Below are 23,866 nucleotides of genomic sequence, written 5' to 3' on the forward strand. Positions count from 1 at the left end.
CAGTGTCTGTTAGGGCGTGCCGGCTACGCCGCGAACATGGGCGGGCAGCGAGCGGCGACCGGGGATGTACACAGGGGAACGGATGGACGGGGGCAGAAATTAGCGGGGGTGAGGGTTTTGCGCTGCGTCAAGGTTGGGGGCATACCTTGAGGTATGCCCCCTTAGAACAGAAACACCCAATAATAATTTAGTTTCGCATTTGACAATCATTATCATTCTGAATAGCTTGTCGCACGTCGTAGGAAGCGACCCACCCCTGGGCGCCTCCTTTCCCCTCTGTGACAAGGTGATTTCCATGGCGGAACAACTATCCACAAGTAAGTGCGATTCACCATTACTGCAGGCCTTCGTCGACAACCGCAGCATCCTGGTCAAGATTGCTGCCCGCATCACTGGCTGCCGCTCCCGCGCCGAGGATGTGGTGCAAGACGCCTTCTTCCGGCTCGGCGCTGCCCCGCAGATCACTTCGTCGTTCAAGGCGCAACTAAGCTACCTGTTCCAGATCGTGCGCAACCTTGCGATCGACCACTACCGCAAGCAGACGATGGAGCTGAAGTACTCCGGCAGCGAGGAGGAAGGCCTGAATGTGGTTATCCAGAACGCCTCGCCCGAAGCCACCCATATCAACCTTGCCGCGCTGGACGACATTGCCGAAGCGCTGAACGAGCTGCCGCAACGTACCCGCTATGCGTTCGAGATGTACCGCCTGCATGGGGTACCGCAAAAGGACATTGCCAAGGAACTGGGGGTGTCGCCGACTTTGGTCAACTTCATGATCCGCGATGCACTGGTGCATTGCCGCAAGACCGCCAACCGGCAGGTCTGAGTCATTCTTCGAGAACATTGGCGAGGCCGTCGGGCGGGAATCAAGGCCTGCGCGTGCTGACTGTGATGCGGTAGGGCTCGAAAATCCGCGCCAGTTCACCGCTGTCACGCAGGCCACGCAGCAGTGCAGCGAACGTCTGCTCGCCGATAGGCGCCCCCGGGCGCAGCAAGGCGTAGTGGTGATAGACCTGGTCAATGCGTTGCGAAGGCACCAGCTGCGCCCTGCTCGCCGGGTTGCGTGCCAGGAAATCGCTGAGGTAGGAACGCGTGACCAGGGCGATATCGGCGCGGCCGGCCTGCACCATCAGCAGGTTGCTGTCGTGGGAATAGGTCAGGGTCGCGTTGTATGTCTTGCGCAGGTAATCGGGGTCAGCGTTGAAGCTGGCGAACGCGTAGTGGTAGCCGTTGAACAAGGCCAGGCGTTTGCCACGCAGGTCGTCGAAGTAACGCGGATCACTGCCGTTTTCCTTGCGGGCGACGAACACTTCGGCATCTTCCAGGCCCATGTCCACGGTCTGATGGGCAATCTGCTCCCAGCCCCATTGTGGGTTCTCGAAAATGGCCATGTCGGTGCGGCCCTGCTGGAAGTCACCGAAGCGCCGCTGGATAGACGTAGGTACCAGAACGAAGTGATAGTGCTGCTGCGCCCGGTTGAGTGCATCGACCAACTGCGGCAGCAAACCGGTATCGGCACCTTGCTCGGGGCGCACTGTGTAAGGCGGGAAATGGGCTGCGCCAATCTTCACTTCAACCGCTTCGCCAGCCCATACCGGTGCCGCCAACCAGAACACGGCCAGCAGCATCAGGGTGGACAAGGCCTTGAGGCCGGGCGCTGGAGTCAAGACGGACACTCATCACGGTTTATGCCTGTATGCGCTTAAGCTAGGCGTTTTCCAGGGGCGGCACAACTACTGGCGTCTGCTCTTTGTGCCAAAGCAGGCGGCAAAATGCCATAGGATGCCGTATGCCCGTACATTGGCTACGCTCTAGCAGGATCTGCATGGGAGCCTGGTATGGGCCATTGGTTGGTGATCGACCTGGAAGCCACCACCGACGATGGTGGGTGGCCGGTCACAGAGATGGAAATCATTGAAATCGGCGCAAGCCTGGTGACCCGCGAAGGCCGCGAGGTCGACCATTTCCAGCGTTTTGTAAAGCCACGGCGGCGGCCGCAGCTGACCCCGTTCTGCCGTGAGCTGACCCACATCAGCCAGGCCGACGTGGACAACGCCGCGCCGTTTCGCGAGGTGTGGGCAAGCTTCGAGCGCTGGCTGGGGCACCACCGCGGGCAGCTTCAGGCCTGGGTCAGCTGGGGCGACTACGACCGCCAGCAATTGCACCAGGAGTGGCAGCAGCACGGCCTCGACAGCCTGCTGCGCACATTGCCGCATATCAACCTCAAGCAACGCTTTGCCAAGGCCCGCCACCTGCAGCGCCCCACCGGTCTGAACGGCGCCCTGCAACTGGCCGGCATGCACTTTTGCGGGCAACAGCACAGGGCCCTGGAAGATGCGCGCAACACGGCGCGGCTATTACCGTTGACCCTGCCCGCCCACAGCCCCTGAAAGCAGATGACGAGGCCTGTGGCCTTGGGCATACTGGCCAGCCCTTTTTCAGCACCTCTTTTCAGGAGTCGCCCATGTTCCAGGTCAACGAGTACTTCAACGGCACCGTCAAGTCGATCGCATTCTCGGGCGAAGAAGGCCCGGCCACTGTCGGCGTCATGGCTCCGGGCGAATACGAATTCGGCACTGCCAAGCGTGAGATCATGCATGTGGTATCGGGCGCGCTGACCGTGAAACTGCCGGGTAGCGACAACTGGGAAACCTTCAACGCCGGTGACAAGTTCAACGTGCCGGCTGACAGCAAGTTCCAGCTGCAGGTGAAGGTGGATACCGCTTACCTGTGCGAATACCGCGACTAAGCGCCGGCCTGTTCCGGCCTCTTCGCGGGTAAACCCGCTCCTACAGGGTGCTGAGCCGACCTTCGATGGTGTGCGGTCCTTGTAGGTGCGGGTTTACCCGCGAAGAATCCAGCACTAATCCTTCAGGAAATCAGCAACACGTTCAGCCGCCGCCTGCAAATGCTGCTCATGGCTGAACCCCGAAGCCTTCAACGGCTTCAGGTCATGGTCCCCCGCCACTAGCCAGCTCACCTCGATCGCCGGCGACAACGCATACCCCGCCACCGCCTCGCGGTTACCCAGCGCATCCCGCTCGCCCTGCACGATCAACGTCGGTGTTTTCAACTCGGCCAGGTGCTCTACCCGTGGCTTCTCGGGTTTACCCACCGCGTAGAACGGATAGCCCAGGCACACCAGCGCATCCGCGCCCAATTCGTCGGCCAGCAGGCTCGCCATGCGCCCGCCCATGGACTTGCCACCCACGGCCAGCTTGCCCGCGACCAAAGGTCGCACCTGCCGGTACACCTCGCGCCAGCATTCAAGCAACACCTTCTGCGGGTTCGGCGGCCGCTTGCCACCGGTAACCCTGCGCTCGGCCATGTACGGGAACTCGAAGCGCACTACCGCTACCCCAAGAGCCGCAAGCCTTTGCGCCATTTCGTCCATGAACCCGCTGTCCATCGGCGCACCCGCGCCATGGGCCAGAATCAGGCACCCCTTGTAGTCATCCTGACCTGCAACCCGCGGAGGATCGCAGCGCAAGCCTGGGACATTTGCGACCTTCGCCCATTGATCCCCGTCAATACCGGCACTTTGCCCATTAATCATGCTTGCCTCGCTGTAAAGCCTGCCAAATAACCGTGGATGGGAACCCATACATGAACACAACCAGCAGTACCGCCTATAACTACAAGGTGGTCCGCCAATTCGCCATCATGACGGTGGTGTGGGGAATCGTCGGGATGGGGCTCGGCGTCTTCATCGCCGCCCAGCTCGCCTGGCCGTCCCTCAACTTCGACCTCCCCTGGACCAGCTTCGGCCGCCTGCGCCCCCTGCATACCAATGCGGTGATCTTCGCGTTCGGCGGCTGCGCACTGTTCGCCACCTCCTATTATTCGGTGCAACGCACCTGCCAGACCACCCTGTTCGCACCGGGCCTGGCCGCGTTCACGTTCTGGGGCTGGCAACTGGTTATCCTGCTGGCGGCCATCAGCCTGCCGCTGGGCTACACCAGCTCCAAGGAATACGCCGAACTGGAATGGCCGATCGACATTCTGATCACCATCGTCTGGGTGGGCTACGCCATCGTGTTCTTTGGCACGCTGATGAAGCGCAACACCAAACACATCTACGTCGGCAACTGGTTCTTCGGCGCCTTCATCCTGACCGTGGCGCTGCTGCACATCGTCAACAACCTGGAGCTGCCGGTCAGCCTGACCAAATCCTATTCGGTCTACGCAGGCGCCACCGATGCCATGGTGCAGTGGTGGTACGGCCATAACGCGGTGGGCTTCTTCCTGACCGCAGGCTTCCTGGGGATGATGTACTACTACGTGCCCAAGCAGGCCGAACGGCCGGTGTATTCGTATCGCTTGTCGATCGTGCACTTCTGGGCGCTGATCACCCTGTACATCTGGGCCGGCCCGCACCACCTGCACTACACCGCCCTGCCCGATTGGGCGCAGTCGCTGGGCATGGTGATGTCGCTGATCCTGCTGGCGCCAAGCTGGGGCGGCATGATCAACGGCATGATGACCCTGTCGGGCGCCTGGCACAAACTGCGCAGCGACCCGATCCTGCGCTTCCTGGTGGTGTCGCTGGCGTTCTACGGCATGTCCACCTTCGAAGGGCCAATGATGGCCATCAAGACGGTCAACGCCCTGTCCCACTACACCGACTGGACCATCGGCCACGTCCACGCCGGCGCCCTCGGCTGGGTAGCGATGATCTCGATCGGCGCGCTGTACCACACCATCCCCAAAGTGTTCGGCAAAGAACGCATGTACAGCCTCGGCCTGATCAATGCGCACTTCTGGCTGGCCACCATTGGTACCGTACTGTACATCGCCTCGATGTGGGTCAACGGCATCGCCCAGGGCCTGATGTGGCGCGCGGTCAACAGCGACGGCACGCTCACCTACTCGTTCGTGGAAACCTTGGTGGCCAGCCACCCAGGCTTCGTCGTGCGCTTCGTCGGCGGCGCGATCTTCCTCAGCGGCATGTTCCTGATGGCCTGGAACACCTGGCGCACCGTGCGTTCGCCAGCGCTTGACGTCGCCCCTGCGAACGCCCAGTTGGCTTGAGGAGAAACGCCTGATGAAACATGAAGTCATCGAGAAAAACGTCGGCCTGATGGCCCTGCTGATGGTATTTGCCGTCAGCATCGGCGGCCTGACCCAGATCGTCCCGCTGTTCTTCCAGGACGTCACCAACAAACCGGTCGAAGGCATGAAGCCCTATACCGCGCTGCAACTGGAAGGCCGCGATGTCTACATCCGCGAAGGTTGCGTGGGCTGCCACTCGCAGATGATCCGCCCGTTCCGTGCCGAAACCGAGCGTTACGGCCACTACTCGGTGGCCGGTGAAAGCGTGTGGGACCACCCGTTCCTGTGGGGCTCCAAGCGCACCGGGCCGGACTTGGCCCGGGTCGGTGGCCGCTACTCGGACGACTGGCACCGTGCGCACCTGTACAACCCGCGCAACGTGGTACCGGAGTCGAAGATGCCGTCCTACCCGTGGCTGGTTGCCCAGCAGGTCGACAACAGCCACACCGACGTCAAGATGCGCACCCTGCGCACCCTGGGCGTGCCGTACACCGACGACGACATTGCCGGCGCCCGTGAAGCGGTCAAAGGCAAAACCGAGATGGACGCTCTGGTCGCCTACCTGCAGGTGCTCGGCACCGCGATCAAGAACAAGAGGTGAGTGCGATGGAAATGGACATCGGCATGATCCGCGGTGTGGGCACCCTGGTGGTGATGATTGCCTTTATCGGCCTCACCCTGTGGGTCTTCAACCGCCGCCGCGACCGTGATTTCGCCGAAGCGCGCCTGCTGCCCTTCGTCGACGACCGCCTGCCCCCTGCCGGGCAGGAGCCTGCTGCAAAAAGGAGTAACGGGCAATGACCACCTTCTGGAGTACGTACATCAGCGTACTGACCATCGGTAGCCTGATTGGCCTGACCTGGCTACTGCTCGCCACGCGCAAGGGCCAGAGCAACAACACCACCGACGAAACCATGGGCCACAGCTTCGACGGCATCGAGGAATACGACAACCCGCTGCCCAAGTGGTGGTTCTGGCTGTTCGTGGGCACCTTGGCGTTCTCGGTCGGCTACCTGATCCTCTACCCGGGCCTGGGCAACTGGAAAGGCATCCTGCCGGGCTATGAAAATGGCTGGACTGGCGCCAACGAATGGCAGAAGGAAATGGACAAGGCCGATGCCAGGTTCGGTCCGATCTTCGCCAAATACGCCGCCATGCCCGTAGAAGAAGTGGCGAAGGACCCGCAGGCGCTGAAAATGGGCAGCCGCCTGTTCGCCTCCAACTGCTCGGTGTGCCACGGTTCCGACGCCAAGGGCGCCTTCGGCTTCCCCAACCTCACCGACAATGACTGGCGCTGGGGCGGCGATCCGGAAACCATCAAGACCACCATCATGAGCGGTCGCCATGGCGTGATGCCGGCCTGGGCCGAAGTGATCGGTGACCAGGGCGTGGCCGACGTGGCTGCGTTCGTGGTCAGCAAACTCGACGGCCGCACACTGCCTGAGGGGGCGAAGGCCAATGTGGAGAACGGGCAGAAGATCTTCGCAGCCAACTGCGTGGCCTGCCACGGGCCGGAAGGTAAAGGTACGCCTGCCATGGGCGCACCGAACCTGACCCACCCGCAGGCGTTCATCTATGGCTCGAGCTTTGCCCAGCTGCAGCAGACCATTCGTTATGGTCGTCAGGGACAAATGCCGGCGCAGGCCGAGATCCAAGGGAATGACAAGGTGCACCTGCTGGCGGCTTACGTGTATAGCCTGTCGCAGGGTGGTTCGGCTGAGACCGTGACGGCCAAGTGAGTTCGCCGAAAGGGATTTGCCGCCTGTGAGATCGAGCGCCGCCCGCGCGGCGCATCGCGACGCAAGGCCGCTCCCACATTTGTTTCAGGCCAATTATTCCTGTGGCGTTTGCGCGCGAACGCCTTGGCGCATGACTCGATATCGCGTCGTACAAACAAGGCGGTCGCGCGCCCCTGACACAGGAGGGACTGGCCCGAAACAAATGTGGGAGCGGCCTTGCGTCGCGATGCGCCGCGCGGGCGGCGCTCGATATCCGCCCCACCATAACCATCAAACCTTACACCCCCGCCCCACCATCCCCCTCAAACCATACCCCCACCGCCGCCCCCCTTCCCTTGCACCCCCACCGAACAGAACTAAGCTTGTTGCCTCAGTGGGCTTCGCTCCGAAAGGACCGATGCAGACACGGCGCGTAGCCTGACGCCGCCCCGAAAAAGCTTGACCGATCGATCAGAAAAATATGAAAAACGGTACACATTACAAATATTTATTTGTGTACAATCGTCCAGACCTGATCACTGCGGGACATCAGTGATCGGACCTGGACACGGGTCGGCGTACCAAAGTTGCGTTGCGGTAACCTTGCTGGTTATCAATACTGGCGCCGATTTTTCGACCAACAAGAACATCAAAACCGTGGAACCTTAGAATGAGCACAGCAATCAGTCCGACTGCTTATAACTATAAGGTCGTCCGCCAGTTCGCCATCATGACGGTGGTCTGGGGGATCCTTGGCATGGGCCTCGGCGTCTTCATCGCCTCGCAGCTGGTGTGGCCGCAGCTGAACCTGGACCTTCCCTGGACCAGCTTCGGCCGCCTGCGCCCGCTGCACACCAACCTGGTGATCTTCGCCTTCGGGGGCTGTGCGCTGTTCGGCACCAGCTACTACGTGGTGCAGCGCACCTGCCAGACCCGGCTGATCTCCGACAGCATGGCCGCCTTCACCTTCTGGGGTTGGCAAGCCGTGATCGTCGGCGCGCTGATCACCCTGCCGATGGGCTACACCACCACCAAGGAATACGCCGAGCTCGAGTGGCCGCTGGCGATCCTGCTGGCGATCGTCTGGGTTACCTACGGCCTGGTGTTCTTCGGCACCATCGTCAAGCGCAAGACCAAGCACATCTATGTCGGCAACTGGTTCTACGGTGCGTTCATCGTGGTCACCGCGATGCTGCACATCGTCAACCACATCTCGCTGCCGGTGAGCCTGTTCAAGTCGTACTCGGCCTACTCCGGCGCCACCGACGCGATGATCCAGTGGTGGTACGGCCACAACGCCGTGGGCTTCTTCCTCACCACCGGTTTCCTGGGGATGATGTACTACTTTGTGCCCAAGCAGGCCGAGCGGCCGATCTACTCGTATCGCTTGTCGATCGTGCACTTCTGGGCGCTGATCACCCTGTACATCTGGGCCGGCCCGCACCACCTGCACTACACCGCCCTGCCTGACTGGGCGCAGTCGCTGGGCATGGTGATGTCGATCATCCTGCTGGCGCCAAGCTGGGGCGGCATGATCAACGGCATGATGACCCTGTCGGGCGCCTGGCACAAACTGCGCACCGACCCGATCCTGCGCTTCCTGGTGGTGTCGCTGGCGTTCTACGGCATGTCCACCTTCGAAGGCCCGATGATGGCCATCAAGACCGTGAACTCACTGTCGCACTACACCGACTGGACCATCGGTCACGTCCACGCCGGCGCCCTCGGCTGGGTGGCAATGATTTCGATCGGCGCCGTGTACCACATGATCCCGAAACTCTACGGCCGCGAGCAGATGCACAGCATCGGCCTGATCAACGCGCACTTCTGGCTGGCCACCATCGGCACCGTACTGTACATCGCCTCGATGTGGGTCAACGGCATCACCCAGGGCCTGATGTGGCGCGCCATCAACGATGACGGCACCCTCACCTACTCCTTCGTCGAAGCCCTGCAGGCCAGCCACCCCGGCTACATCGTCCGCGCCCTGGGCGGTGCGTTCTTCGCCAGCGGCATGCTGCTGATGGCCTACAACGTGTTCCGTACCGTACGTGCCGCCAACCCGGCACAGGCTGAAGAGGCCGCCAAGATCGTCGTTGTGGGAGCGCACTGATGAAGCATGAAGCCGTCGAGAAGAACATAGGCCTGCTGGCCTTCTTCATGGTCATCGCCGTGAGCGTCGGTGGCCTGACCCAGATCGTCCCGCTGTTTTTCCAGGACGTCACCAACAAGCCGGTCGAGGGCATGAAGCCGCGCACCGCGCTGGAGCTGGAAGGCCGCGATATCTACATCCGCGAAGGCTGCGTAGGCTGCCACTCGCAGATGATCCGCCCGTTCCGTGCCGAAACCGAGCGTTACGGCCACTACTCGGTAGCCGGTGAAAGCGTGTGGGACCACCCGTTCCTGTGGGGCTCCAAGCGCACCGGGCCGGACCTGGCCCGCGTCGGCGGCCGCTACTCCGATGACTGGCACCGTGCGCACCTGTACAACCCGCGCAACGTGGTACCGGAATCGAAGATGCCGTCCTACCCGTGGCTGGTCGAGAACAAGCTCGACGGCAAGGACACCGCGAAGAAGATGGAAGTGCTGCGCACACTCGGCACCCCGTACACCGACGCCGACATTGCCGGCGCACGTGACGCGGTCAAGGGCAAGACCGAAATGGACGCCATCGTCGCGTACCTGCAGGGTCTTGGCACCATCATCAAGAGCAAACGGTGACGCTGATGGATATCGGGATGATTCGCGGCCTGGGCACCGTCGTGGTGATGGTGGCGTTCGTGGGCCTGGCGCTGTGGGTGTTCAACCCACGGCGTAAAAAGGACTTCGACGAAGCGACCCAACTGCCCTTCGCGGATGACCCCGAGGCCACTCGGCACGTCGAGCAAGCAAAAGCTTCTGGGAGCAAACAACAATGACAACCTTCTGGAGTCTGTACGTTACCGTCCTGACCCTGGGCACCATCTTCTCGTTGACCTGGCTGCTGCTGTCGACCCGCAAGGGCCAGCGCGAAGAGGTTACCGACGAAACCGTCGGGCATGCCTTCGATGGCATCGAGGAATACGACAACCCGCTGCCGAAATGGTGGTTCTGGCTGTTCGTCGGCACCATCATCTTCGCCCTCGGCTACCTGGTGCTGTACCCGGGCCTGGGCAACTGGAAAGGCGTCCTGCCGGGCTATTCGTACCTGGATAACGACAAGCAGACCGAGTTTTCCAACGGCCAGCCGGGCTGGACCGGCGTGCACGAATGGGAAAAGGAAATGGCCAAGGCCGACGCCCGTTTCGGGCCGATCTTCGCCAAGTTCGCGGCGATGCCGATCGAAGACGTAGCCAAGGACCCACAGGCATTGAAAATGGGTGCGCGGCTGTTCGCCTCCAACTGTTCGGTGTGCCACGGCTCCGACGCCAAGGGCGCCTTCGGCTTCCCCAACCTGACCGACAACGACTGGCGCTGGGGCGGCGAACCGGACACCATCAAGACCACCATCATGGGCGGTCGCCATGGCGTGATGCCGGCCTGGGCCGAAGTGATCGGTGACCAGGGCGTGGCCGACGTGGCTGCGTTCGTGGTCAGCAAACTCGATGGCCGCACATTGCCTGAGGGGGCTAAGGCCGATGTGGAGAACGGGCAGAAGATCTTCGCAGCCAACTGCGTGGCCTGCCACGGGCCGGAAGGCAAAGGCACGCCCGCCATGGGCGCACCGAACCTGACCCACCCGCAGGCGTTCATCTACGGCTCGAGCTTTGCCCAGTTGCAGCAGACTATCCGTTATGGCCGCCAGGGGCAGATGCCGGCCCAGGAACAGCTGCAGGGCAACGACAAGGTGCACTTGCTGGCGGCTTATGTGTACAGCCTGTCGCACCAGGCTGAGCCGGCCAAGGCTGAGTAAGGCAGGCCTGGCCTGTTCGCGGGTAAACCCGCTCCTACACAGGATCCTTGTAGGAGCGGGTTTACCCGCGAAGAGGCCGGTACTGGCACAGCATTTCTCGCAGGCTGATGACCTGGATCAATTGACACCCGCCATAACACGTTTCATACCACGAACCCAACGCGACTAAAGGTCGCAGTGCGATCCCATGCTGCCCTCAGCGGCGTATCATGGACCGCAGAGCGCTAGCAGATTGCGCGAGACTGCGGCCCGCACGCACAGGCCGCGGCGTTTCTCCACTGCCGTGGGACTTGATGATGAGCAAGCAAATTCCGGTACATGATGTCACCCCGCCTGCCAGCAAAGGGAAGGATTCCGTCGACCTCTACGCTTCCCGGGAAAAGATCTACACCCGCGCCTTCACCGGCCTGTTCCGTCGCCTGCGCATGGTCGGGGGTGCCGCACTGTTCCTGCTGTACTTCGGCACCGTGTGGCTGAACTGGGGAGGGCACCAGGCCGTGTGGTGGAACCTGCCCGAACGCAAGTTCTACATCTTCGGCGCCACCATCTGGCCGCAAGACTTTATCCTGCTCTCGGGCATTCTCATCGTCGCCGCCTTCGGCCTGTTCTTCATCACTGTGTTCGCCGGCCGGGTGTGGTGTGGCTACACCTGCCCGCAAAGCGTGTGGACCTGGATTTTCATGTGGTGCGAAAAGGTCACCGAGGGTGACCGCAACCAGCGCATGAAGCTCGACAAAGCCCCCATGAGCGGCAACAAGTTCCTGCGCAAATTCACCAAGCACAGCCTGTGGCTGCTGATCGGCTTTGTCACCGGCATGACCTTTGTCGGCTACTTTTCGCCGATCCGTGAGCTGGTGGTCGAATTCTTCACTGGCCAGGCCGATGGCTGGGCCTACTTCTGGGTCGGTTTCTTCACCCTCGCCACCTACGGCAACGCCGGCTGGCTGCGCGAACAGGTGTGTGTGTACATGTGCCCGTATGCACGTTTCCAGAGTGTGATGTTCGACAAGGACACGCTGATCGTTTCCTACGACCCGCGCCGTGGCGAAACCCGCGGCCCGCGCAAGAAAGATACCGACTACAAAGCCCAGGGCCTTGGTGACTGCATCGACTGCACCATGTGCGTGCAGGTCTGCCCGACCGGCATCGACATCCGTGACGGCCTGCAGATCGAGTGCATCGGCTGCGCCGCCTGTATCGATGCCTGCGACAGCATCATGGACAAGATGAACTACCCCAAAGGGCTGATCAGCTACACCACCGAGCACAACCTGTCCGGGCAGAAGACCCACCTGCTGCGCCCGCGCTTGATCGGCTATGCCGTGGTACTGCTGGTGATGATGATCGGGCTGGCGACGGCCTTCGCCACCCGTTCGCTGGTCGGTTTCGACGTCAGCAAAGACCGCGTGCTGTACCGCGAAAACGCCCAGGGCCGGATCGAGAACGTGTACAGCCTGAAGGTAATGAACAAGGATCAGCGCGATCACGTCTACGTGCTGGACGCCGCCGGCCTGCCGGACCTCAAGCTCGAAGGCCAGCGCGAGATCCGCGTGGCCGCCGGTGACATCGTCAGCCTTCCCGTGCAGCTGTCGGTTGCCCCCGAGAAGCTGCCATCGACCACCAACGAAATCACCTTCATCCTCAAGAGCGCCGACGACAGCGACGCCCAGGTTGAAGCCAAGAGCCGTTTCATCGGCCCACAGATCCGCTAAGAGAGATAACGCACAATGCCTGCCGCCACCGCCGCCAGCCCCTGGTACAAGCACCTCTGGCCCTGGATCATCATCGGCATTCTCACCACCTCGGTGTGCCTGAGCCTGACCATGGTCAGCATCGCTGTGCACAACCCGGACAACCTGGTGAATGACAACTACTACGAGGCCGGCAAGGGCATCAACCGCTCGCTGGACCGCGAGCTGCTGGCGCAGCAGCTGGGCCTGAAAGCCAGCGTGCATCTGGACGAACTGACCGGCGAAGTGGACCTGCGCCTGACCGGTAGCAGTGGCCCGCAAAACCTGGAGCTGAACCTGATTTCGCCAACCCAGCCAGAGAAGGACCGCAAGGTGCTGCTGAGCCGTGTCGAAGCAGGACGCTATGTGGGACAACTGGAGGACAAGGTCGACGGGCGGCGCTTTGTGGAACTGCTGGGCAGCGAAGGGGGCCAGGTGTGGCGCCTGTTCGAAGAGGAAAAAGTGGCGCATGGTGTGACCTTGCAGTTGGGTGACGAAGCCCTGCAAGGCGCCGAACACCAGTAATGATTCCTGGTATGAATGGGGGCGCTTTGCGCCCCTTTCGCGACGCAAGGCCGCTCCCACAGGAGAACGCATGCTTCTGTGGGAGCGGCCTTGCGTCGCGAAAGGGCTGCGAAGCAGCCCCGGCGATCTCACGACATAAGACTGTTCCAAAATGACCCAGCCCACCCCCTGCTACCACTGCGCCCTGCCCGTCCCCACTGGCGGCCGCTTCACCGCCGTGGTCCTCGGCCAGCCGCGGCAGTTCTGCTGCCCCGGTTGCCAGGCGGTGGCTGAGTCGATCGTCGCGGGTGGCCTGGAACATTACTACCAGCACCGCAGCGACAACAGCGCCAACCCCGAAGCCCTGCCCAAACAACTACAGGACGAACTGGCCCTGTACGACCGCAGCGACGTGCAGCAAACCTTCGTCCGCCACCAGGGCGAGCTGGCCGAAACCACCTTGCTTGTCGAGGGCATCAGCTGCGCCGCCTGCGGCTGGCTGATCGAAAAGCACTTGCGCAACCTGCCCGGTGTCGCCGAAGCCCGGTTGAACCTGTCCAACCACCGCCTGGCGCTGAACTGGGACGACAAGCAGCTGCCGCTGTCGCGCTTGCTCGCCGAACTTCGCCAGATCGGCTACGCCGCCCACCCCTACCAGCCTGACCAGGCCGCCGAGCAATTGGCCCGGGAAAACCGCAGCGCCCTACGCCGCTTGGGCGTGGCCGGGCTGCTGTGGTTCCAGGCGATGATGGCGACCATGGCCACTTGGCCGGAATTCAACATCGACCTGACACCCGAGTTGCACACGATCCTGCGCTGGGTGGCGCTGTTCCTGACCATTCCCATCGTGTTCTACAGCTGCGCGCCCTTCTTCAAGGGCGCGGCGCGCGACTTGCGAACGCGCCACCTGACCATGGACGTTTCGGTGTCGCTGGCCATTGGCCTGGCGTTCGGCGCCGGCATCTGGACAGCCATCACTGGCAGCGGCGAGCTTTATTTCGACACGGTGGGCATGTTCGCCCTGTTCCTGCTGACCGGCCGCTACCTGGAGCGCCGCGCCCGCGAGCGCACAGCGGCGGCCACTGCGCAGCTGGTCAACCTGCTGCCCGCCTCATGCCTGCGCCTGGACGCCATCGGGCGCAGCGAACGCATCCTGCTCAGCGAGTTACAGTGCGGCGACACCGTGCAGGTGCTGCCCGGCGCGGTCATTCCTGCCGACGGGCGCATCGTCGAGGGCCGCTCCAGCGTCGACGAATCGCTGCTGACCGGCGAGTATCTGCCGCAACCACGCCGGGTGGGTGAGCGGGTCACTGGCGGTACGCTGAACGTCGAAAGCGCGCTGAATGTGGAAGTGGAAGCCCTCGGCCATGACTCACGCTTGTCGGCCATCGTCCGCCTGCTGGAACGCGCCCAGACTGAAAAACCGCGCCTGGCGGAAATCGCCGATCGCGCCTCGCAGTGGTTCCTGCTGTTCTCGCTACTGGCCTCGGTAGCCATCGGCCTGTGGTGGTGGCACCTGGATCCGGCACGGGCGTTCTGGATCGTGCTGGCCATGCTCGTGGCCACCTGCCCTTGTGCCCTGTCTTTGGCTACGCCAACCGCATTGACCGCCGCCACCGGAACCCTGCACAAGCTTGGTCTGCTGGTCACCCGCGGCCACGTGCTGGAAGGCCTGAACCACATCGACACGGTGATTTTCGACAAGACCGGCACACTGACCGAAGGCCGGCTGACCTTGCGCAGCATCCGCCCGCTCGGCAGCCAGGCCGCCGACCGCTGCCTGGCCCTGGCCGCGGCGCTGGAAAACCGCTCCGAACACCCCATCGCTCGCGCCTTTGGTCGTACCGCCACGCCTGCCGATGACGTACAGAGCGTACCCGGCCTGGGCCTGGAGGGGCTGGTCGACGGCCAGCGCCTGCGCATTGGTCAGGCTACCTTCGTCTGCGCCTTGAGTGGTGCGGAAATCCCCGCTGTGCCCGAGCCTCGCGGCCAGTGGCTGCTGCTGGGCGACCGCCAGGGGCCACTGGCCTGGTTCGGCCTGGATGACCGCCTGCGCGACGATGCCCCGGCCCTGCTCGCTGCCTGCAAGGCGCGCGGCTGGCACACCCTGCTGCTGTCGGGCGACAGCTCGCCGATGGTTGCCGAAGTGGCCGCGCAGTTGGGTATCGAGCAGGCCATTGGCGGCCTGCGCCCGGATGACAAACTGGACCGCCTGAAAGCCCTGCAGGCTGACGGGCGCAAGGTGCTGATGCTCGGCGACGGGGTCAACGATGTACCGGTACTGGCCGCCGCCGATATCAGCATCGCCATGGGCAGCGCCACCGACCTGGCCAAGACCAGTGCCGACGCCGTCTTGCTGTCCAACCGCCTGCAAGCGCTGGTGCAGGCGTTCGAGCTGGCCCGCCGCACCCGCCGCAACATCCTCGAGAACCTGCTGTGGGCGACCCTGTATAATGGCCTGATGTTGCCGTTCGCCGCGCTCGGCTGGATCACGCCGGTGTGGGCCGCCATCGGCATGTCGGTCAGCTCGCTGATCGTGGTGCTCAATGCCTTGCGCCTGACCCGTATGCCAGTGGCCTCGGGCCCGCTGCCCCACGAAGCCCCTTTACCCGGGAGGAAGTCGCCATGCCCGCCCTCTATGTCATGATCCCGGCAGCGCTGCTGCTGGTCGGCGTGGCCGTGTACATCTTCTTCTGGGCGGTAGACAGCGGTCAGTACGATGACCTTGAAGGCCCCGCCCACAGCATCCTGTTCGACGATCAGGACCCGCGCCACCAGGCGGCAGTGAAGCCTGACGATGCCGCAGCCGACACCGACAAGGAACCACCACCCCGTGCCTGACCTGCTTGCGCTGCTGGGCTCGGCACTGGTCCTTGGCCTGCTAGGGGGCGGTCACTGCCTGGGCATGTGCGGTGGCCTGATGGGCGCACTGACCTTGGCCATCCCCCCCGAACAACGCGGCAAGCGTCTGCGCCTGTTGCTGGCGTACAACCTGGGGCGCATTTTCAGCTATGCCTGCGCCGGCCTGTTGCTGGGCCTGGCCGGCTGGGCCGTGGCCAGCAGCCCGGCAGCGCTGGCGCTGCGGGTGGCTGCAGCGCTGCTGCTGATTGCCATGGGCCTGTACCTGGCCGGCTGGTGGAGCGGGCTGACCCGTATCGAGGCGCTGGGCCGCGGGTTGTGGCGGCATATCCAGCCGATGGCGTCGCGCTTGCTGCCGGTGTCCAGCCTGCCCCGGGCGCTGCTGCTGGGCGCCTTGTGGGGCTGGCTGCCGTGCGGTTTGGTGTACAGCACCCTGCTGTGGGCCGCCAGCCAGGGCAACGCCGGGTACAGCGCGGTATTGATGCTCGCGTTCGGGTTGGGCACCTGGCCGGTGTTGCTGGCAACCGGGCTGGCTGCCGAACGGGTAAACGCCCTGTTGCGGCGACGCAGCGTGCGCGTGGCGGGCGGTGTGCTGGTGATGCTATTCGGTGTCTGGACCCTGCCGGGCCCACACCAGCACTGGCTGATGGGGCATTGACGGGGGCTGCAAAGCAGCCCCAATGCCCTTGATACAAATCAACACAGTTTCCTACAGACGGCCATAGACTCCGGTGCACTGCTGCTCTTTCCGGGGACTACCCTCATGCTCGACGACCTCCGTTGGGATACCGACCTGATCCGCCGCTACGATCTCGCCGGGCCACGCTACACCTCTTACCCAACCGCCGTGCAACTGCACAGCGAGGTGGGTTCGTTCGACCTGCTCAACGCCCTGCGCGAGAGCCGACGGGCCGTGCGCCCGCTGTCGCTGTACGTGCATGTGCCGTTCTGCGCCAACATCTGCTACTACTGCGCCTGCAACAAGGTCATCACCAAAGACCGTGCGCGCGCTGCGCCCTACCTGCAGCGCCTGGAGCAGGAAATCCAGCTGATCGCCTGCCACCTGGACCCTAAACAACGTGTTGAACAGCTGCATTTTGGCGGCGGCACACCGACCTTCCTCAGCCATGTGGAACTGCGCCAGCTGATGGCCACCCTGCGCCAGCACTTCCACCTGCTGGACGACGATTCCGGCGACTACGGCATCGAGATCGACCCTCGCGAAGCCGACTGGTCGACCATGGGCCTGCTTCGCGAACTGGGCTTCAACCGCGTCAGCCTGGGTGTACAGGACCTCGACCCGGCCGTGCAGCGCGCGATCAACCGCCTGCAGAGCCTGGAACAGACCCGCACCTTGATCGAGGCTGCGCGCACGCTGCAGTTTCGCTCGGTCAACCTCGACTTGATCTACGGCCTGCCCAAGCAAACCCCGGAAGGCTTTGCCCGCACCGTCGAAGAGGTGATCCGCCTGCAGCCCGACCGCCTGTCGGTGTTCAACTACGCTCACCTTCCCGAACGCTTCATGCCGCAACGGCGCATTGACAGCAACGATCTGCCCAGCGCGGCCGCCAAGCTGGAGATGCTGCACGCCACCATCGACCAACTGACCGCCGCCGGTTACCGCTACATCGGCATGGACCACTTCGCCCTGCCCGACGACGAACTGGCCATTGCCCAGGAAGAAGGCACCTTGCAGCGCAACTTCCAGGGCTACACCACCCACGGGCACTGCGACCTGATTGGCCTGGGCGTGTCGGCGATCAGCCAGATCGGCGACCTGTACTGCCAGAACAGCAGTGACCTCAACACCTACCAGGACAGCCTGTCCAACGCCCAGCTGGCCACCCAGCGCGGCTTGCTGTGCAACCACGACGACCGCATACGCCGGGCAGTGATCCAGCAACTGATCTGCCATTTCGAGCTGGATTTCGAACCCATCGAACAGGCTTTCACCCTGGATTTTCGCGGTTACTTCAACGACCTCTGGCCCGAGCTGCTGACCTTGCAGCGCGACGGCCTGATCAGCCTGGACGACAAGGGCATTCGCATCCTGCCCGCCGGCCGGCTGCTGGCGCGCTCGGTATGCATGGTGTTCGACGCCTATCTGGCGATGCACAACCGCCAGCGCTTCTCGCGAGTGATCTGAAAAACAAGGCGTTCAACCGCATGGACAAGCTTCCTTGTCAGGCACACTATGAGCACACAAGGACTCCCGGCAGGCCACCTGCCGGGGTTTCGCCAGCGCGCACCATCACCGCGCACACTGGCCTACACCCTGTGTCGTGAGTTACCCTTACGACTTATGTGTGCTTTCCCACAAGGATCGATTCAAATGTCCGAGCCAGTCAAACTGCGCCCACACAACCAGGCCCATTGCAAGGATTGCAGCCTGGCCCCCCTGTGCCTGCCTCTTTCGCTGAACCTGGAAGACATGGACGCACTGGATGAAATCGTCAAACGCGGGCGGCCGCTCAAGAAAGGCGAGTTTCTGTTCCGCCAGGGTGACAGTTTTGGCTCGGTCTACGCAGTACGGTCCGGGGCCCTGAAAACCTTCAGCCTCAGCGACAGCGGCGAAGAGCAGATCACAGGCTTTCACCTGCCCAGCGAACTGGTCGGCCTGTCGGGCATGGATACCGAGGCCTACCCGGTATCGGCCCAGGCCCAGGAAACCACCTCGGTGTGTGAAATCCCCTTCGAGCGGCTGGACGAGCTGTCGGTACAACTGCCACAGCTACGCCGCCAGCTGATGCGGGTGATGAGCCGCGAAATCCGCGACGACCAGCAAATGATGCTGCTGCTGTCGAAAAAAACCGCGGACGAGCGCATTGCCACTTTCCTGGTCAACCTGTCGGCGCGCTTCCGTGCCCGTGGCTATTCGGCCAACCAGTTCCGCCTGAGCATGTCGCGCAACGAAATCGGCAACTACCTTGGCTTGGCGGTAGAAACCGTGTCGCGGGTGTTCACCCGCTTCCAGCAGAACGGCCTGCTGCGCGCCGAGGGCAAGGAAGTGCACATCCTCGACCCGATCCAGCTGTGCGCGCTGGCCGGTGGTGCAATCGAGGCCTGACGCTGGTCTTTAGCGGGTATACTTGGGCATTCGTTTTCCCAGGATACCCGCAACAATGCACAGCGAAGCCTTCGACCTCAAAGCCCTGATCCGCCCGGTAGTGGACTTCCCCAAACCGGGTGTGATCTTCCGCGACATTACCCCGTTGTTCCAGTCGCCACGCGGGCTGCGCTATGTGGCCGATCAGTTCATCGAGCGCTATGTCGAGGCTGAATTCAGCCACATCGGCGCCATGGACGCGCGGGGTTTCCTGATCGGCTCGATCATCGCCCACCAGCTGAACAAGCCGCTGATCCTGTTCCGCAAGCAGGGCAAGCTGCCGGCTGACGTGTTGAGCGAGGGTTACCAGACCGAGTACGGCGAGGCCTTCCTGGAAGTGCATGCCGACAGCCTGTGTGAAGGCGACTCGGTGCTGATCTTCGATGATTTGATTGCTACTGGCGGTACGCTGCTGGCGGCGGCCAACCTGGTGCGTCGTACTGGGGCGCAGGTGTTCGAGGCGGCAGCGATCATCGACCTGCCGGAACTGGACGGGTCGCGCCGGTTGCAGGCGGCCGGGGTGCCTACCTTCTGCCTGACCGAGTTTTCCCTCAGCGAGTACTGAGTGGGCTTTTGGGGCTGCTTTGCAGCCCCAATGAATCAGAGCGAAATGGGCCGGCGCCCTGCAAAGGCATGGGCCAAGGTACCACCGTCCACCATCTCCAGTTCACCGCCCAGCGGCACACCATGGGCAATGCGAGACGCCACCAAGCCTTTCTCGCTCAGCAACTGGGCAATGTAATGCGCCGTCGCCTCCCCCTCCACCGTCGGGTTGGTCGCCAGGATCACCTCGGTAAAGGTGCCCTGCTCTTCGATCCGCGCCATCAGCTGCGGAATACCGATCGCCTCAGGCCCTAGGCCATCCAGCGGCGACAGGTGCCCCTTGAGCACGAAGTAACGGCCACGGTAGCCCGTCTGCTCCACCGCATACACATCAGTCGGCCCCTCGACCACGCACAACTGGGTGTCGTCACGGCGCGGGTCGGCGCACTGCGGGCACAGTTCCTGCTCGGTGAGGGTGCGACACTGGCGGCAATGCCCTACCCCTTCCATGGCCTGGGTCAAGGCCTGAGCCAGGCGCAGCCCGCCACTGCGGTCGCGCTCGAGCAGTTGCAGGGCCATGCGCTGGGCGGTTTTCTGGCCAACGCCTGGCAAGATGCGCAGGCCGTCGATCAGTTGGCGGATGAGGGGGCTGAAGCTCATGGGAAAGGCCTGACAATTCAATAAGAGGCGGTTTATACCCAGCGGGGGCGGTGGCGTCAAATCAGGTCACCCCAAGTCTACGCGGCCTGCAGTTTTATGAGAGCAACTGCCTTGCACAAAACTGGAAAGCTAGTGTGATCACTGTGGGAGCGGGCATGCCCGCGAAGCAGGCTGCACAGTGGATGGCACGGGCTTCGCCCGTGTTCGCGGGCATGCCCGCTCCCACAGTGATCGTGCAAAATTTCAACGCTCGAGCAAAACAGTTGTCCCGACATAAAAAAGCAGACCGCGTCTGGGTTGAAACCTACGCAAAAAAAACGCCGCTGATATCAGCGGCGTTTTTGAGTACCTCAATGCCTTAGAACGGCATCTTGAAGCCTGGCGGCAGCTGCATGCCGGCGGTCATGCCGCCCATCTTTTCCTGGCTGCTTTGCTCAACCTTGCGCACGGCGTCGTTCAGCGCAGCGGCAATGAGGTCCTCCAGAACTTCCTTGTCGTCTTCATCAGTCGACATCAGGCTCTGGTCGATGCTGACGCGCTTGACGTCGTGACGACCGGTCATCACCACGCTCACCAGACCGCCACCGGACTGACCGGTGACTTCGGCGTTGGCCAGTTCTTCCTGCATCTTCTGCATTTTTTCCTGCATCTGCTGGGCCTGCTTCATCAGGCCGGCCATGCCACCTTTCATCATGGGGTATACCTCGATTGGGTCATGTGATGCGGCCCGGCACCGGGCCGGCCGCATGGTTATCCGTTACTGGCCCTGACTGGCCAGGGCTTCTACAGGCTCAATAGTATCCTGCCGCACCTTGGCGCCGAACAACTTGATCATCTGCTGGATCAACGGATCCTGCTCGATCGACGCGACGGCGTCCTGCTGGCGCTCGGCACGCTTGCGCGCTGCGGCCTGAGCCGGGGTTTCCTGCTCGGGCAGGATCAGCTCGATACGCAGGTTCAGCGTGCGCCCCAAGTGCTGGTTGAGCGCTTCGTTCAGGCGCCGCTGCTGGGTGGCGTTGAACAACGCCCCCTGGCCCGGGTCCAGATGCAGCAACCAGTCGTCGCCATCGGCGGCAATCAGCGTACAGTTTGCCGCGATGTTGCCTGTCATCCCGGACACAGGCAACTGTGGGAATAATTCCAGCCATTGCAAGGCCAGGCCGGTGGCCGGTTTGGCTGCCGGCAACGGTTCGGCAGCCGGTTTGGACACGTCTTCCTGAACATGCTCGGCCAATTCGTCCAGGTAGCTGAAACCTGCCGGATCGCTTTCGCCGCCGTAATAGTCTTCGTCAAGCGGCGGCTCATCGTCGCGCTCCATCCCCACGGCAGCGTAGGCAGACGGGTCGAAAGGCGGCTCGTCGTGTGCCGGGGCGGCCTGTGGGGGCGCCACCGGGGCAACAGGCTCGGGCGCAGGTGCCGGTTCAGGCGCGGGTTCGGCCGCTAACGGCGCGGGTGCAACGGCAGGCTCTTCCCACGGCAGGTCGACCACTTCGGCAACAGGCTCAGGTACGGAGATGGCCTCGGCTTCGGCCTTCAGCTCAACATCTGCCTCGGCCTCCGGTTCATGATCAGCCGTCGCGGGTGCAGGCACCTCCAGCTGCGGGGCTTGCGCTACAGGCTCCGCCGGCACAGCCGCAACAGGCGATGAAAGCGCGACCGGCGCCGCGGCTGCCACCTTCCCTGCAGGATCAGCTGTGGCCTGGCTGATCCCCGCTGGCTTTAGCACCGGCTTCGGTGCGTCGTCCGTGTCTGCCGGGCGGAACGCCAGCATGCGCAACAGCACCATCTCGAAGCCACCGCGCGGGTCCGGCGCAAGGGGCAGGTCACGGCGGCCAATCAGGCCCATCTGATAATAGAACTGCACATCCTCGGCCGGCAGCGCCGAAGCCAGCGCCAATACCCGCTCGCGATCACCCTGGCCGTTGTCTACCGCTTCGGGCAGCGCCTGGGCAATGGCTACACGGTGCAGCACATTGAGCATTTCGGCCAGAACGCCCGACCAGTCCGGTCCTTGCTCGGCCAGGTTACGCACGGCCTCCAGCAAAGCCCTGGCATCGCCTTCGAGCAGTGCCTGCAAGACCCCATACACCTGGCCATGGTCGAGGCTACCCAACATGGCACGTACATCGGCAGCCAGTACCTTGCCTTCACCAAAGGCGATGGCCTGGTCGGTCAGGCTCATGGCATCACGCATGGAACCATCGGCCGCACGGCCCAGCAGCCACAGGGCATCTTCCTCGAACGGCACATTTTCGGCGGCCAGTACGTGGCTGAGGTGCTCCACCACCCGCTCCGGGCTCATGTTCTTCAACGAGAATTGCAGGCAGCGCGACAGGATAGTGGCCGGCAGCTTCTGCGGGTCGGTGGTGGCGAGGATGAACTTGACGTAGGGCGGTGGCTCTTCCAGCGTCTTGAGCAAGGCGTTGAACGAGTGGGTCGAGAGCATGTGCACTTCGTCGATCAGGTAGACCTTGAAGCGCCCACGGCTAGGGGCGTACTGCACGTTATCGAGCAGTTCGCGGGTGTCCTCGACCTTGGTACGGCTGGCGGCGTCGATCTCGATCAGGTCGACAAAACGGCCTTCGTCGATTTCCCGGCACACCGAACAGGTGCCACAGGGCGTGGAGGTGATGCCGGTTTCACAGTTCAGGCACTTGGCGATAATACGGGCGATGGTCGTCTTGCCCACGCCGCGGGTACCGGTGAACAGGTAGGCATGGTGCAGGCGCTGGTTGTCCAAGGCATTGATCAAGGCCTTGAGCACATGGGTCTGGCCGACCATTTCGCGGAACGAGCGCGGACGCCATTTTCGTGCAAGAACCTGATAACTCATCGAAAAACCATCGTAGCCTGATCGAGCGGAAGATCGCTAATGCTAGCGGAGCGGGGGCAAAATTGCACCCTGCGCAACTCGTCTAAGCTTGGAATGGCGCATTGTCCAGGGAGGATTGCCTTTGCGAAGACTGCTGGCCCTGTTACTGCTGTGGTCTACAAACAGCCTGGCTGACCAGCCGGTGCTGCGCTTTTCCGTCGCCGAGAGCTGGAGCATGCCGCTGGTACGCATCGAAGGCGATCAGCCAGTGGAGGGATTGCTTTACGACCTGATGCAAGCCGTTGCCAGGCAAGTGGGCGCTCGCCCCGAGTTCCACGTCATGGCCCGCCTGCGCCTGGAGGAGGCCATGAGCAGCGGCGACATTGATGTGCGTTGCTACGTCAGTACCCAATGGCTCAACGACCGCCCAAGGGATTTTGTGTGGAGTATCCCGCTGATTCATCAGCGTGACGTACTGGTCGGCCGCGCCGGCGACAGCACACCGATCCCCCCTGAGCAACTGCCACCTCAGGCGATCGGCACGGTGCTTGGCTACACCTATTCAACCCTGCAACCGCTGCTGGACCACGGCCAGCTGCACCGTGAGGACAGCCGCAGCCAGTTGCTGGTGCTGCAAAAGCTGCAGGCAGGCCGGTATCGCCATGCGGTGAGCAACCAGTTGTCGTTGCAGTGGTTCAACCAAGGGTTGCCAGCGGAGCAGCAATTGCAAGCGCTGGCGGTGCTGGACGAACAGGATTTGGGGTGCATGGTGCGCAACGATCCGGCGATACCGACACAAGGGCTGTTGCGGGCGTTGGTAAGGATGAAGCAGTCGGGGGAGATCGAGCGGATTTTGCAGCGGTATGGAGGGACGGGCGACCCGGACAGTATGTCTGTGGCCCGGCCCGAAATACCCAGCAAAATGCCGGCACACAGCCAGCGCAACTAACGCCCTGCTCATTTCGCGAACGCTTGCGCAAACACTGTGGG

The 23,866-nt window shown here is 62.8% G+C and carries 25 protein-coding genes; 20 read left to right on the forward strand and 5 right to left on the reverse strand.

Going from position 1 to position 23,866, the window contains the following annotated elements:
• The first annotated feature begins 295 nt into the window (after positions 1–295).
• Positions 296–826 carry an RNA polymerase factor sigma-70 gene (locus tag V6093_RS09780; RefSeq protein ID WP_003254275.1) on the forward strand — a complete coding sequence of 177 codons (531 nt, stop codon included), beginning with the start codon at positions 296–298 and terminating at the stop codon, positions 824–826.
• 40 nt (positions 827–866) lie between these two features.
• Here V6093_RS09780 and V6093_RS09785 read toward each other — a convergent pair whose 3' ends face one another.
• The gene (locus tag V6093_RS09785) at positions 867–1,667 is read right to left on the reverse strand and encodes an ABC transporter substrate-binding protein (protein WP_003254276.1); all 801 of its coding nucleotides are present in this window, start codon (positions 1,665–1,667) and stop codon (positions 867–869) included.
• 171 nt (positions 1,668–1,838) lie between these two features.
• Here V6093_RS09785 and V6093_RS09790 point away from each other — a divergent pair, with 171 nt between their 5' ends.
• Positions 1,839–2,390: an exonuclease domain-containing protein gene (locus V6093_RS09790; protein WP_003254277.1), complete on the forward strand. Its 552-nt coding sequence runs from the start codon at positions 1,839–1,841 to the stop codon at positions 2,388–2,390.
• Positions 2,391–2,464: 74 nt separating this feature from the next.
• Positions 2,465–2,749 (forward strand): pyrimidine/purine nucleoside phosphorylase, encoded by a 285-nt coding sequence (locus V6093_RS09795; RefSeq protein ID WP_003254278.1) that lies wholly within the window; start codon positions 2,465–2,467, stop codon positions 2,747–2,749.
• A gap of 114 nt (positions 2,750–2,863) precedes the next feature.
• Here V6093_RS09795 and V6093_RS09800 read toward each other — a convergent pair whose 3' ends face one another.
• Positions 2,864–3,556, reverse strand: coding sequence for an alpha/beta family hydrolase (locus V6093_RS09800; protein ID WP_010955001.1), 693 nt, complete (start codon positions 3,554–3,556; stop codon positions 2,864–2,866).
• Between the two features lie 50 nt (positions 3,557–3,606).
• Here V6093_RS09800 and ccoN (V6093_RS09805) point away from each other — a divergent pair, with 50 nt between their 5' ends.
• The 16 genes from ccoN (V6093_RS09805) (at position 3,607) to V6093_RS09880 (ending at position 19,426) form a co-directional block, all read left to right on the forward strand.
• Positions 3,607–5,031: a cytochrome-c oxidase, cbb3-type subunit I gene (ccoN, locus tag V6093_RS09805; RefSeq protein WP_003254280.1), complete on the forward strand. Its 1,425-nt coding sequence runs from the start codon at positions 3,607–3,609 to the stop codon at positions 5,029–5,031.
• 13 nt (positions 5,032–5,044) lie between these two features.
• Positions 5,045–5,653 carry a cytochrome-c oxidase, cbb3-type subunit II gene (gene ccoO, locus V6093_RS09810; protein WP_003254281.1) on the forward strand — a complete coding sequence of 203 codons (609 nt, stop codon included), beginning with the start codon at positions 5,045–5,047 and terminating at the stop codon, positions 5,651–5,653.
• Between the two features lie 5 nt (positions 5,654–5,658).
• Positions 5,659–5,853 carry a cbb3-type cytochrome c oxidase subunit 3 gene (locus V6093_RS09815; RefSeq protein WP_003254282.1) on the forward strand — a complete coding sequence of 65 codons (195 nt, stop codon included), beginning with the start codon at positions 5,659–5,661 and terminating at the stop codon, positions 5,851–5,853.
• On the forward strand, positions 5,850–6,791 hold the full coding sequence (gene ccoP, locus V6093_RS09820) for a cytochrome-c oxidase, cbb3-type subunit III (RefSeq protein ID WP_003254283.1): 942 nt from the start codon (positions 5,850–5,852) through the stop codon (positions 6,789–6,791). The genes V6093_RS09815 and ccoP (V6093_RS09820) overlap by 4 nt, the downstream gene beginning before the upstream one ends.
• A 649-nt stretch (positions 6,792–7,440) precedes the next feature.
• Positions 7,441–8,883, forward strand: a complete 1,443-nt coding sequence (ccoN, locus tag V6093_RS09825; protein WP_003254284.1) for a cytochrome-c oxidase, cbb3-type subunit I — start codon at positions 7,441–7,443, stop codon at positions 8,881–8,883.
• A complete protein-coding gene (ccoO, locus tag V6093_RS09830) occupies positions 8,883–9,491 on the forward strand; it encodes a cytochrome-c oxidase, cbb3-type subunit II (RefSeq protein WP_003254286.1) in 609 nt (202 codons plus the stop codon). The genes ccoN (V6093_RS09825) and ccoO (V6093_RS09830) overlap by 1 nt, the downstream gene beginning before the upstream one ends.
• Before the next feature lie 5 nt (positions 9,492–9,496).
• Positions 9,497–9,688, forward strand: coding sequence for a CcoQ/FixQ family Cbb3-type cytochrome c oxidase assembly chaperone (locus tag V6093_RS09835; protein WP_003254287.1), 192 nt, complete (start codon positions 9,497–9,499; stop codon positions 9,686–9,688).
• Positions 9,685–10,662: a cytochrome-c oxidase, cbb3-type subunit III gene (ccoP, locus tag V6093_RS09840; RefSeq protein WP_003254289.1), complete on the forward strand. Its 978-nt coding sequence runs from the start codon at positions 9,685–9,687 to the stop codon at positions 10,660–10,662. The genes V6093_RS09835 and ccoP (V6093_RS09840) overlap by 4 nt, the downstream gene beginning before the upstream one ends.
• Positions 10,663–10,958: 296 nt before the next feature.
• Positions 10,959–12,374 carry a cytochrome c oxidase accessory protein CcoG gene (gene ccoG, locus V6093_RS09845; RefSeq protein ID WP_004577070.1) on the forward strand — a complete coding sequence of 472 codons (1,416 nt, stop codon included), beginning with the start codon at positions 10,959–10,961 and terminating at the stop codon, positions 12,372–12,374.
• A 15-nt stretch (positions 12,375–12,389) separates the two neighbouring features.
• Positions 12,390–12,917, forward strand: coding sequence for a FixH family protein (locus V6093_RS09850; protein ID WP_003254292.1), 528 nt, complete (start codon positions 12,390–12,392; stop codon positions 12,915–12,917).
• Positions 12,918–13,068: 151 nt separating this feature from the next.
• Positions 13,069–15,543 (forward strand): heavy metal translocating P-type ATPase, encoded by a 2,475-nt coding sequence (locus V6093_RS09855; protein ID WP_265979374.1) that lies wholly within the window; start codon positions 13,069–13,071, stop codon positions 15,541–15,543.
• On the forward strand, positions 15,522–15,737 hold the full coding sequence (gene ccoS / locus V6093_RS09860; protein ID WP_010955011.1) for a cbb3-type cytochrome oxidase assembly protein CcoS: 216 nt from the start codon (positions 15,522–15,524) through the stop codon (positions 15,735–15,737). Before V6093_RS09855 ends, ccoS begins: the two co-directional genes overlap by 22 nt.
• Positions 15,694–16,413, forward strand: coding sequence for a sulfite exporter TauE/SafE family protein (locus V6093_RS09865; RefSeq protein WP_218643329.1), 720 nt, complete (start codon positions 15,694–15,696; stop codon positions 16,411–16,413). The genes ccoS and V6093_RS09865 overlap by 44 nt, the downstream gene beginning before the upstream one ends.
• 105 nt (positions 16,414–16,518) lie before the next feature.
• Positions 16,519–17,901 (forward strand): oxygen-independent coproporphyrinogen III oxidase, encoded by a 1,383-nt coding sequence (gene hemN / locus V6093_RS09870; RefSeq protein WP_014755840.1) that lies wholly within the window; start codon positions 16,519–16,521, stop codon positions 17,899–17,901.
• A gap of 186 nt (positions 17,902–18,087) precedes the next feature.
• A complete protein-coding gene (fnrA, locus tag V6093_RS09875) occupies positions 18,088–18,822 on the forward strand; it encodes a Crp/Fnr family transcriptional regulator FnrA (protein ID WP_003254301.1) in 735 nt (244 codons plus the stop codon).
• Positions 18,823–18,877: 55 nt separating this feature from the next.
• Positions 18,878–19,426, forward strand: a complete 549-nt coding sequence (locus V6093_RS09880) for an adenine phosphoribosyltransferase (protein WP_003254303.1) — start codon at positions 18,878–18,880, stop codon at positions 19,424–19,426.
• 35 nt (positions 19,427–19,461) lie between these two features.
• Here V6093_RS09880 and recR read toward each other — a convergent pair whose 3' ends face one another.
• The 3 genes from recR to dnaX form a co-directional block, all read right to left on the reverse strand.
• A complete protein-coding gene (gene recR, locus V6093_RS09885; RefSeq protein ID WP_003254304.1) occupies positions 19,462–20,064 on the reverse strand; it encodes a recombination mediator RecR in 603 nt (200 codons plus the stop codon).
• Positions 20,065–20,422: 358 nt separating this feature from the next.
• Positions 20,423–20,758, reverse strand: coding sequence for a YbaB/EbfC family nucleoid-associated protein (locus V6093_RS09890; protein WP_003254305.1), 336 nt, complete (start codon positions 20,756–20,758; stop codon positions 20,423–20,425).
• Between the two features lie 63 nt (positions 20,759–20,821).
• Positions 20,822–22,897: a DNA polymerase III subunit gamma/tau gene (gene dnaX, locus V6093_RS09895; RefSeq protein WP_017148185.1), complete on the reverse strand. Its 2,076-nt coding sequence runs from the start codon at positions 22,895–22,897 to the stop codon at positions 20,822–20,824.
• A gap of 121 nt (positions 22,898–23,018) precedes the next feature.
• On the opposite strand from dnaX, the gene V6093_RS09900 reads away from it, so the two are divergent.
• Positions 23,019–23,825: an ABC transporter substrate-binding protein gene (locus V6093_RS09900; RefSeq protein WP_108078491.1), complete on the forward strand. Its 807-nt coding sequence runs from the start codon at positions 23,019–23,021 to the stop codon at positions 23,823–23,825.
• Positions 23,826–23,866: the final 41 nt, after the last annotated feature.

The organism is Pseudomonas putida group bacterium ESBL64, from assembly GCF_045277175.1.
Lineage (GTDB): Bacteria > Pseudomonadota > Gammaproteobacteria > Pseudomonadales > Pseudomonadaceae > Aquipseudomonas > Aquipseudomonas alloputida.

What these genes read in the sequence shown, in the direction of transcription:
- ccoO (WP_003254286.1), top strand. Translation starts at nt 8,883, where the DNA reads ATGAAGCATGAAGCCGTCGAGAAGAACATAGGCCTGCTGGCCTTCTTC.
- fnrA (WP_003254301.1), top strand. Translation starts at nt 18,088, where the DNA reads ATGTCCGAGCCAGTCAAACTGCGCCCACACAACCAGGCCCATTGCAAG.
- V6093_RS09800 (WP_010955001.1), bottom strand. Translation starts at nt 3,556, where the DNA reads ATGATTAATGGGCAAAGTGCCGGTATTGACGGGGATCAATGGGCGAAG.
- V6093_RS09780 (WP_003254275.1), top strand. Translation starts at nt 296, where the DNA reads ATGGCGGAACAACTATCCACAAGTAAGTGCGATTCACCATTACTGCAG.
- V6093_RS09890 (WP_003254305.1), bottom strand. Translation starts at nt 20,758, where the DNA reads ATGATGAAAGGTGGCATGGCCGGCCTGATGAAGCAGGCCCAGCAGATG.
- V6093_RS09855 (WP_265979374.1), top strand. Translation starts at nt 13,069, where the DNA reads ATGACCCAGCCCACCCCCTGCTACCACTGCGCCCTGCCCGTCCCCACT.
- V6093_RS09835 (WP_003254287.1), top strand. Translation starts at nt 9,497, where the DNA reads ATGGATATCGGGATGATTCGCGGCCTGGGCACCGTCGTGGTGATGGTG.
- V6093_RS09865 (WP_218643329.1), top strand. Translation starts at nt 15,694, where the DNA reads ATGCCGCAGCCGACACCGACAAGGAACCACCACCCCGTGCCTGACCTG.
- ccoO (WP_003254281.1), top strand. Translation starts at nt 5,045, where the DNA reads ATGAAACATGAAGTCATCGAGAAAAACGTCGGCCTGATGGCCCTGCTG.
- hemN (WP_014755840.1), top strand. Translation starts at nt 16,519, where the DNA reads ATGCTCGACGACCTCCGTTGGGATACCGACCTGATCCGCCGCTACGAT.
- V6093_RS09795 (WP_003254278.1), top strand. Translation starts at nt 2,465, where the DNA reads ATGTTCCAGGTCAACGAGTACTTCAACGGCACCGTCAAGTCGATCGCA.
- V6093_RS09880 (WP_003254303.1), top strand. Translation starts at nt 18,878, where the DNA reads ATGCACAGCGAAGCCTTCGACCTCAAAGCCCTGATCCGCCCGGTAGTG.
- ccoP (WP_003254289.1), top strand. Translation starts at nt 9,685, where the DNA reads ATGACAACCTTCTGGAGTCTGTACGTTACCGTCCTGACCCTGGGCACC.
- ccoN (WP_003254280.1), top strand. Translation starts at nt 3,607, where the DNA reads ATGAACACAACCAGCAGTACCGCCTATAACTACAAGGTGGTCCGCCAA.
- dnaX (WP_017148185.1), bottom strand. Translation starts at nt 22,897, where the DNA reads ATGAGTTATCAGGTTCTTGCACGAAAATGGCGTCCGCGCTCGTTCCGC.
- V6093_RS09790 (WP_003254277.1), top strand. Translation starts at nt 1,839, where the DNA reads ATGGGCCATTGGTTGGTGATCGACCTGGAAGCCACCACCGACGATGGT.
- recR (WP_003254304.1), bottom strand. Translation starts at nt 20,064, where the DNA reads ATGAGCTTCAGCCCCCTCATCCGCCAACTGATCGACGGCCTGCGCATC.
- ccoP (WP_003254283.1), top strand. Translation starts at nt 5,850, where the DNA reads ATGACCACCTTCTGGAGTACGTACATCAGCGTACTGACCATCGGTAGC.
- ccoG (WP_004577070.1), top strand. Translation starts at nt 10,959, where the DNA reads ATGAGCAAGCAAATTCCGGTACATGATGTCACCCCGCCTGCCAGCAAA.
- ccoN (WP_003254284.1), top strand. Translation starts at nt 7,441, where the DNA reads ATGAGCACAGCAATCAGTCCGACTGCTTATAACTATAAGGTCGTCCGC.
- V6093_RS09815 (WP_003254282.1), top strand. Translation starts at nt 5,659, where the DNA reads ATGGAAATGGACATCGGCATGATCCGCGGTGTGGGCACCCTGGTGGTG.
- ccoS (WP_010955011.1), top strand. Translation starts at nt 15,522, where the DNA reads ATGCCCGCCCTCTATGTCATGATCCCGGCAGCGCTGCTGCTGGTCGGC.
- V6093_RS09850 (WP_003254292.1), top strand. Translation starts at nt 12,390, where the DNA reads ATGCCTGCCGCCACCGCCGCCAGCCCCTGGTACAAGCACCTCTGGCCC.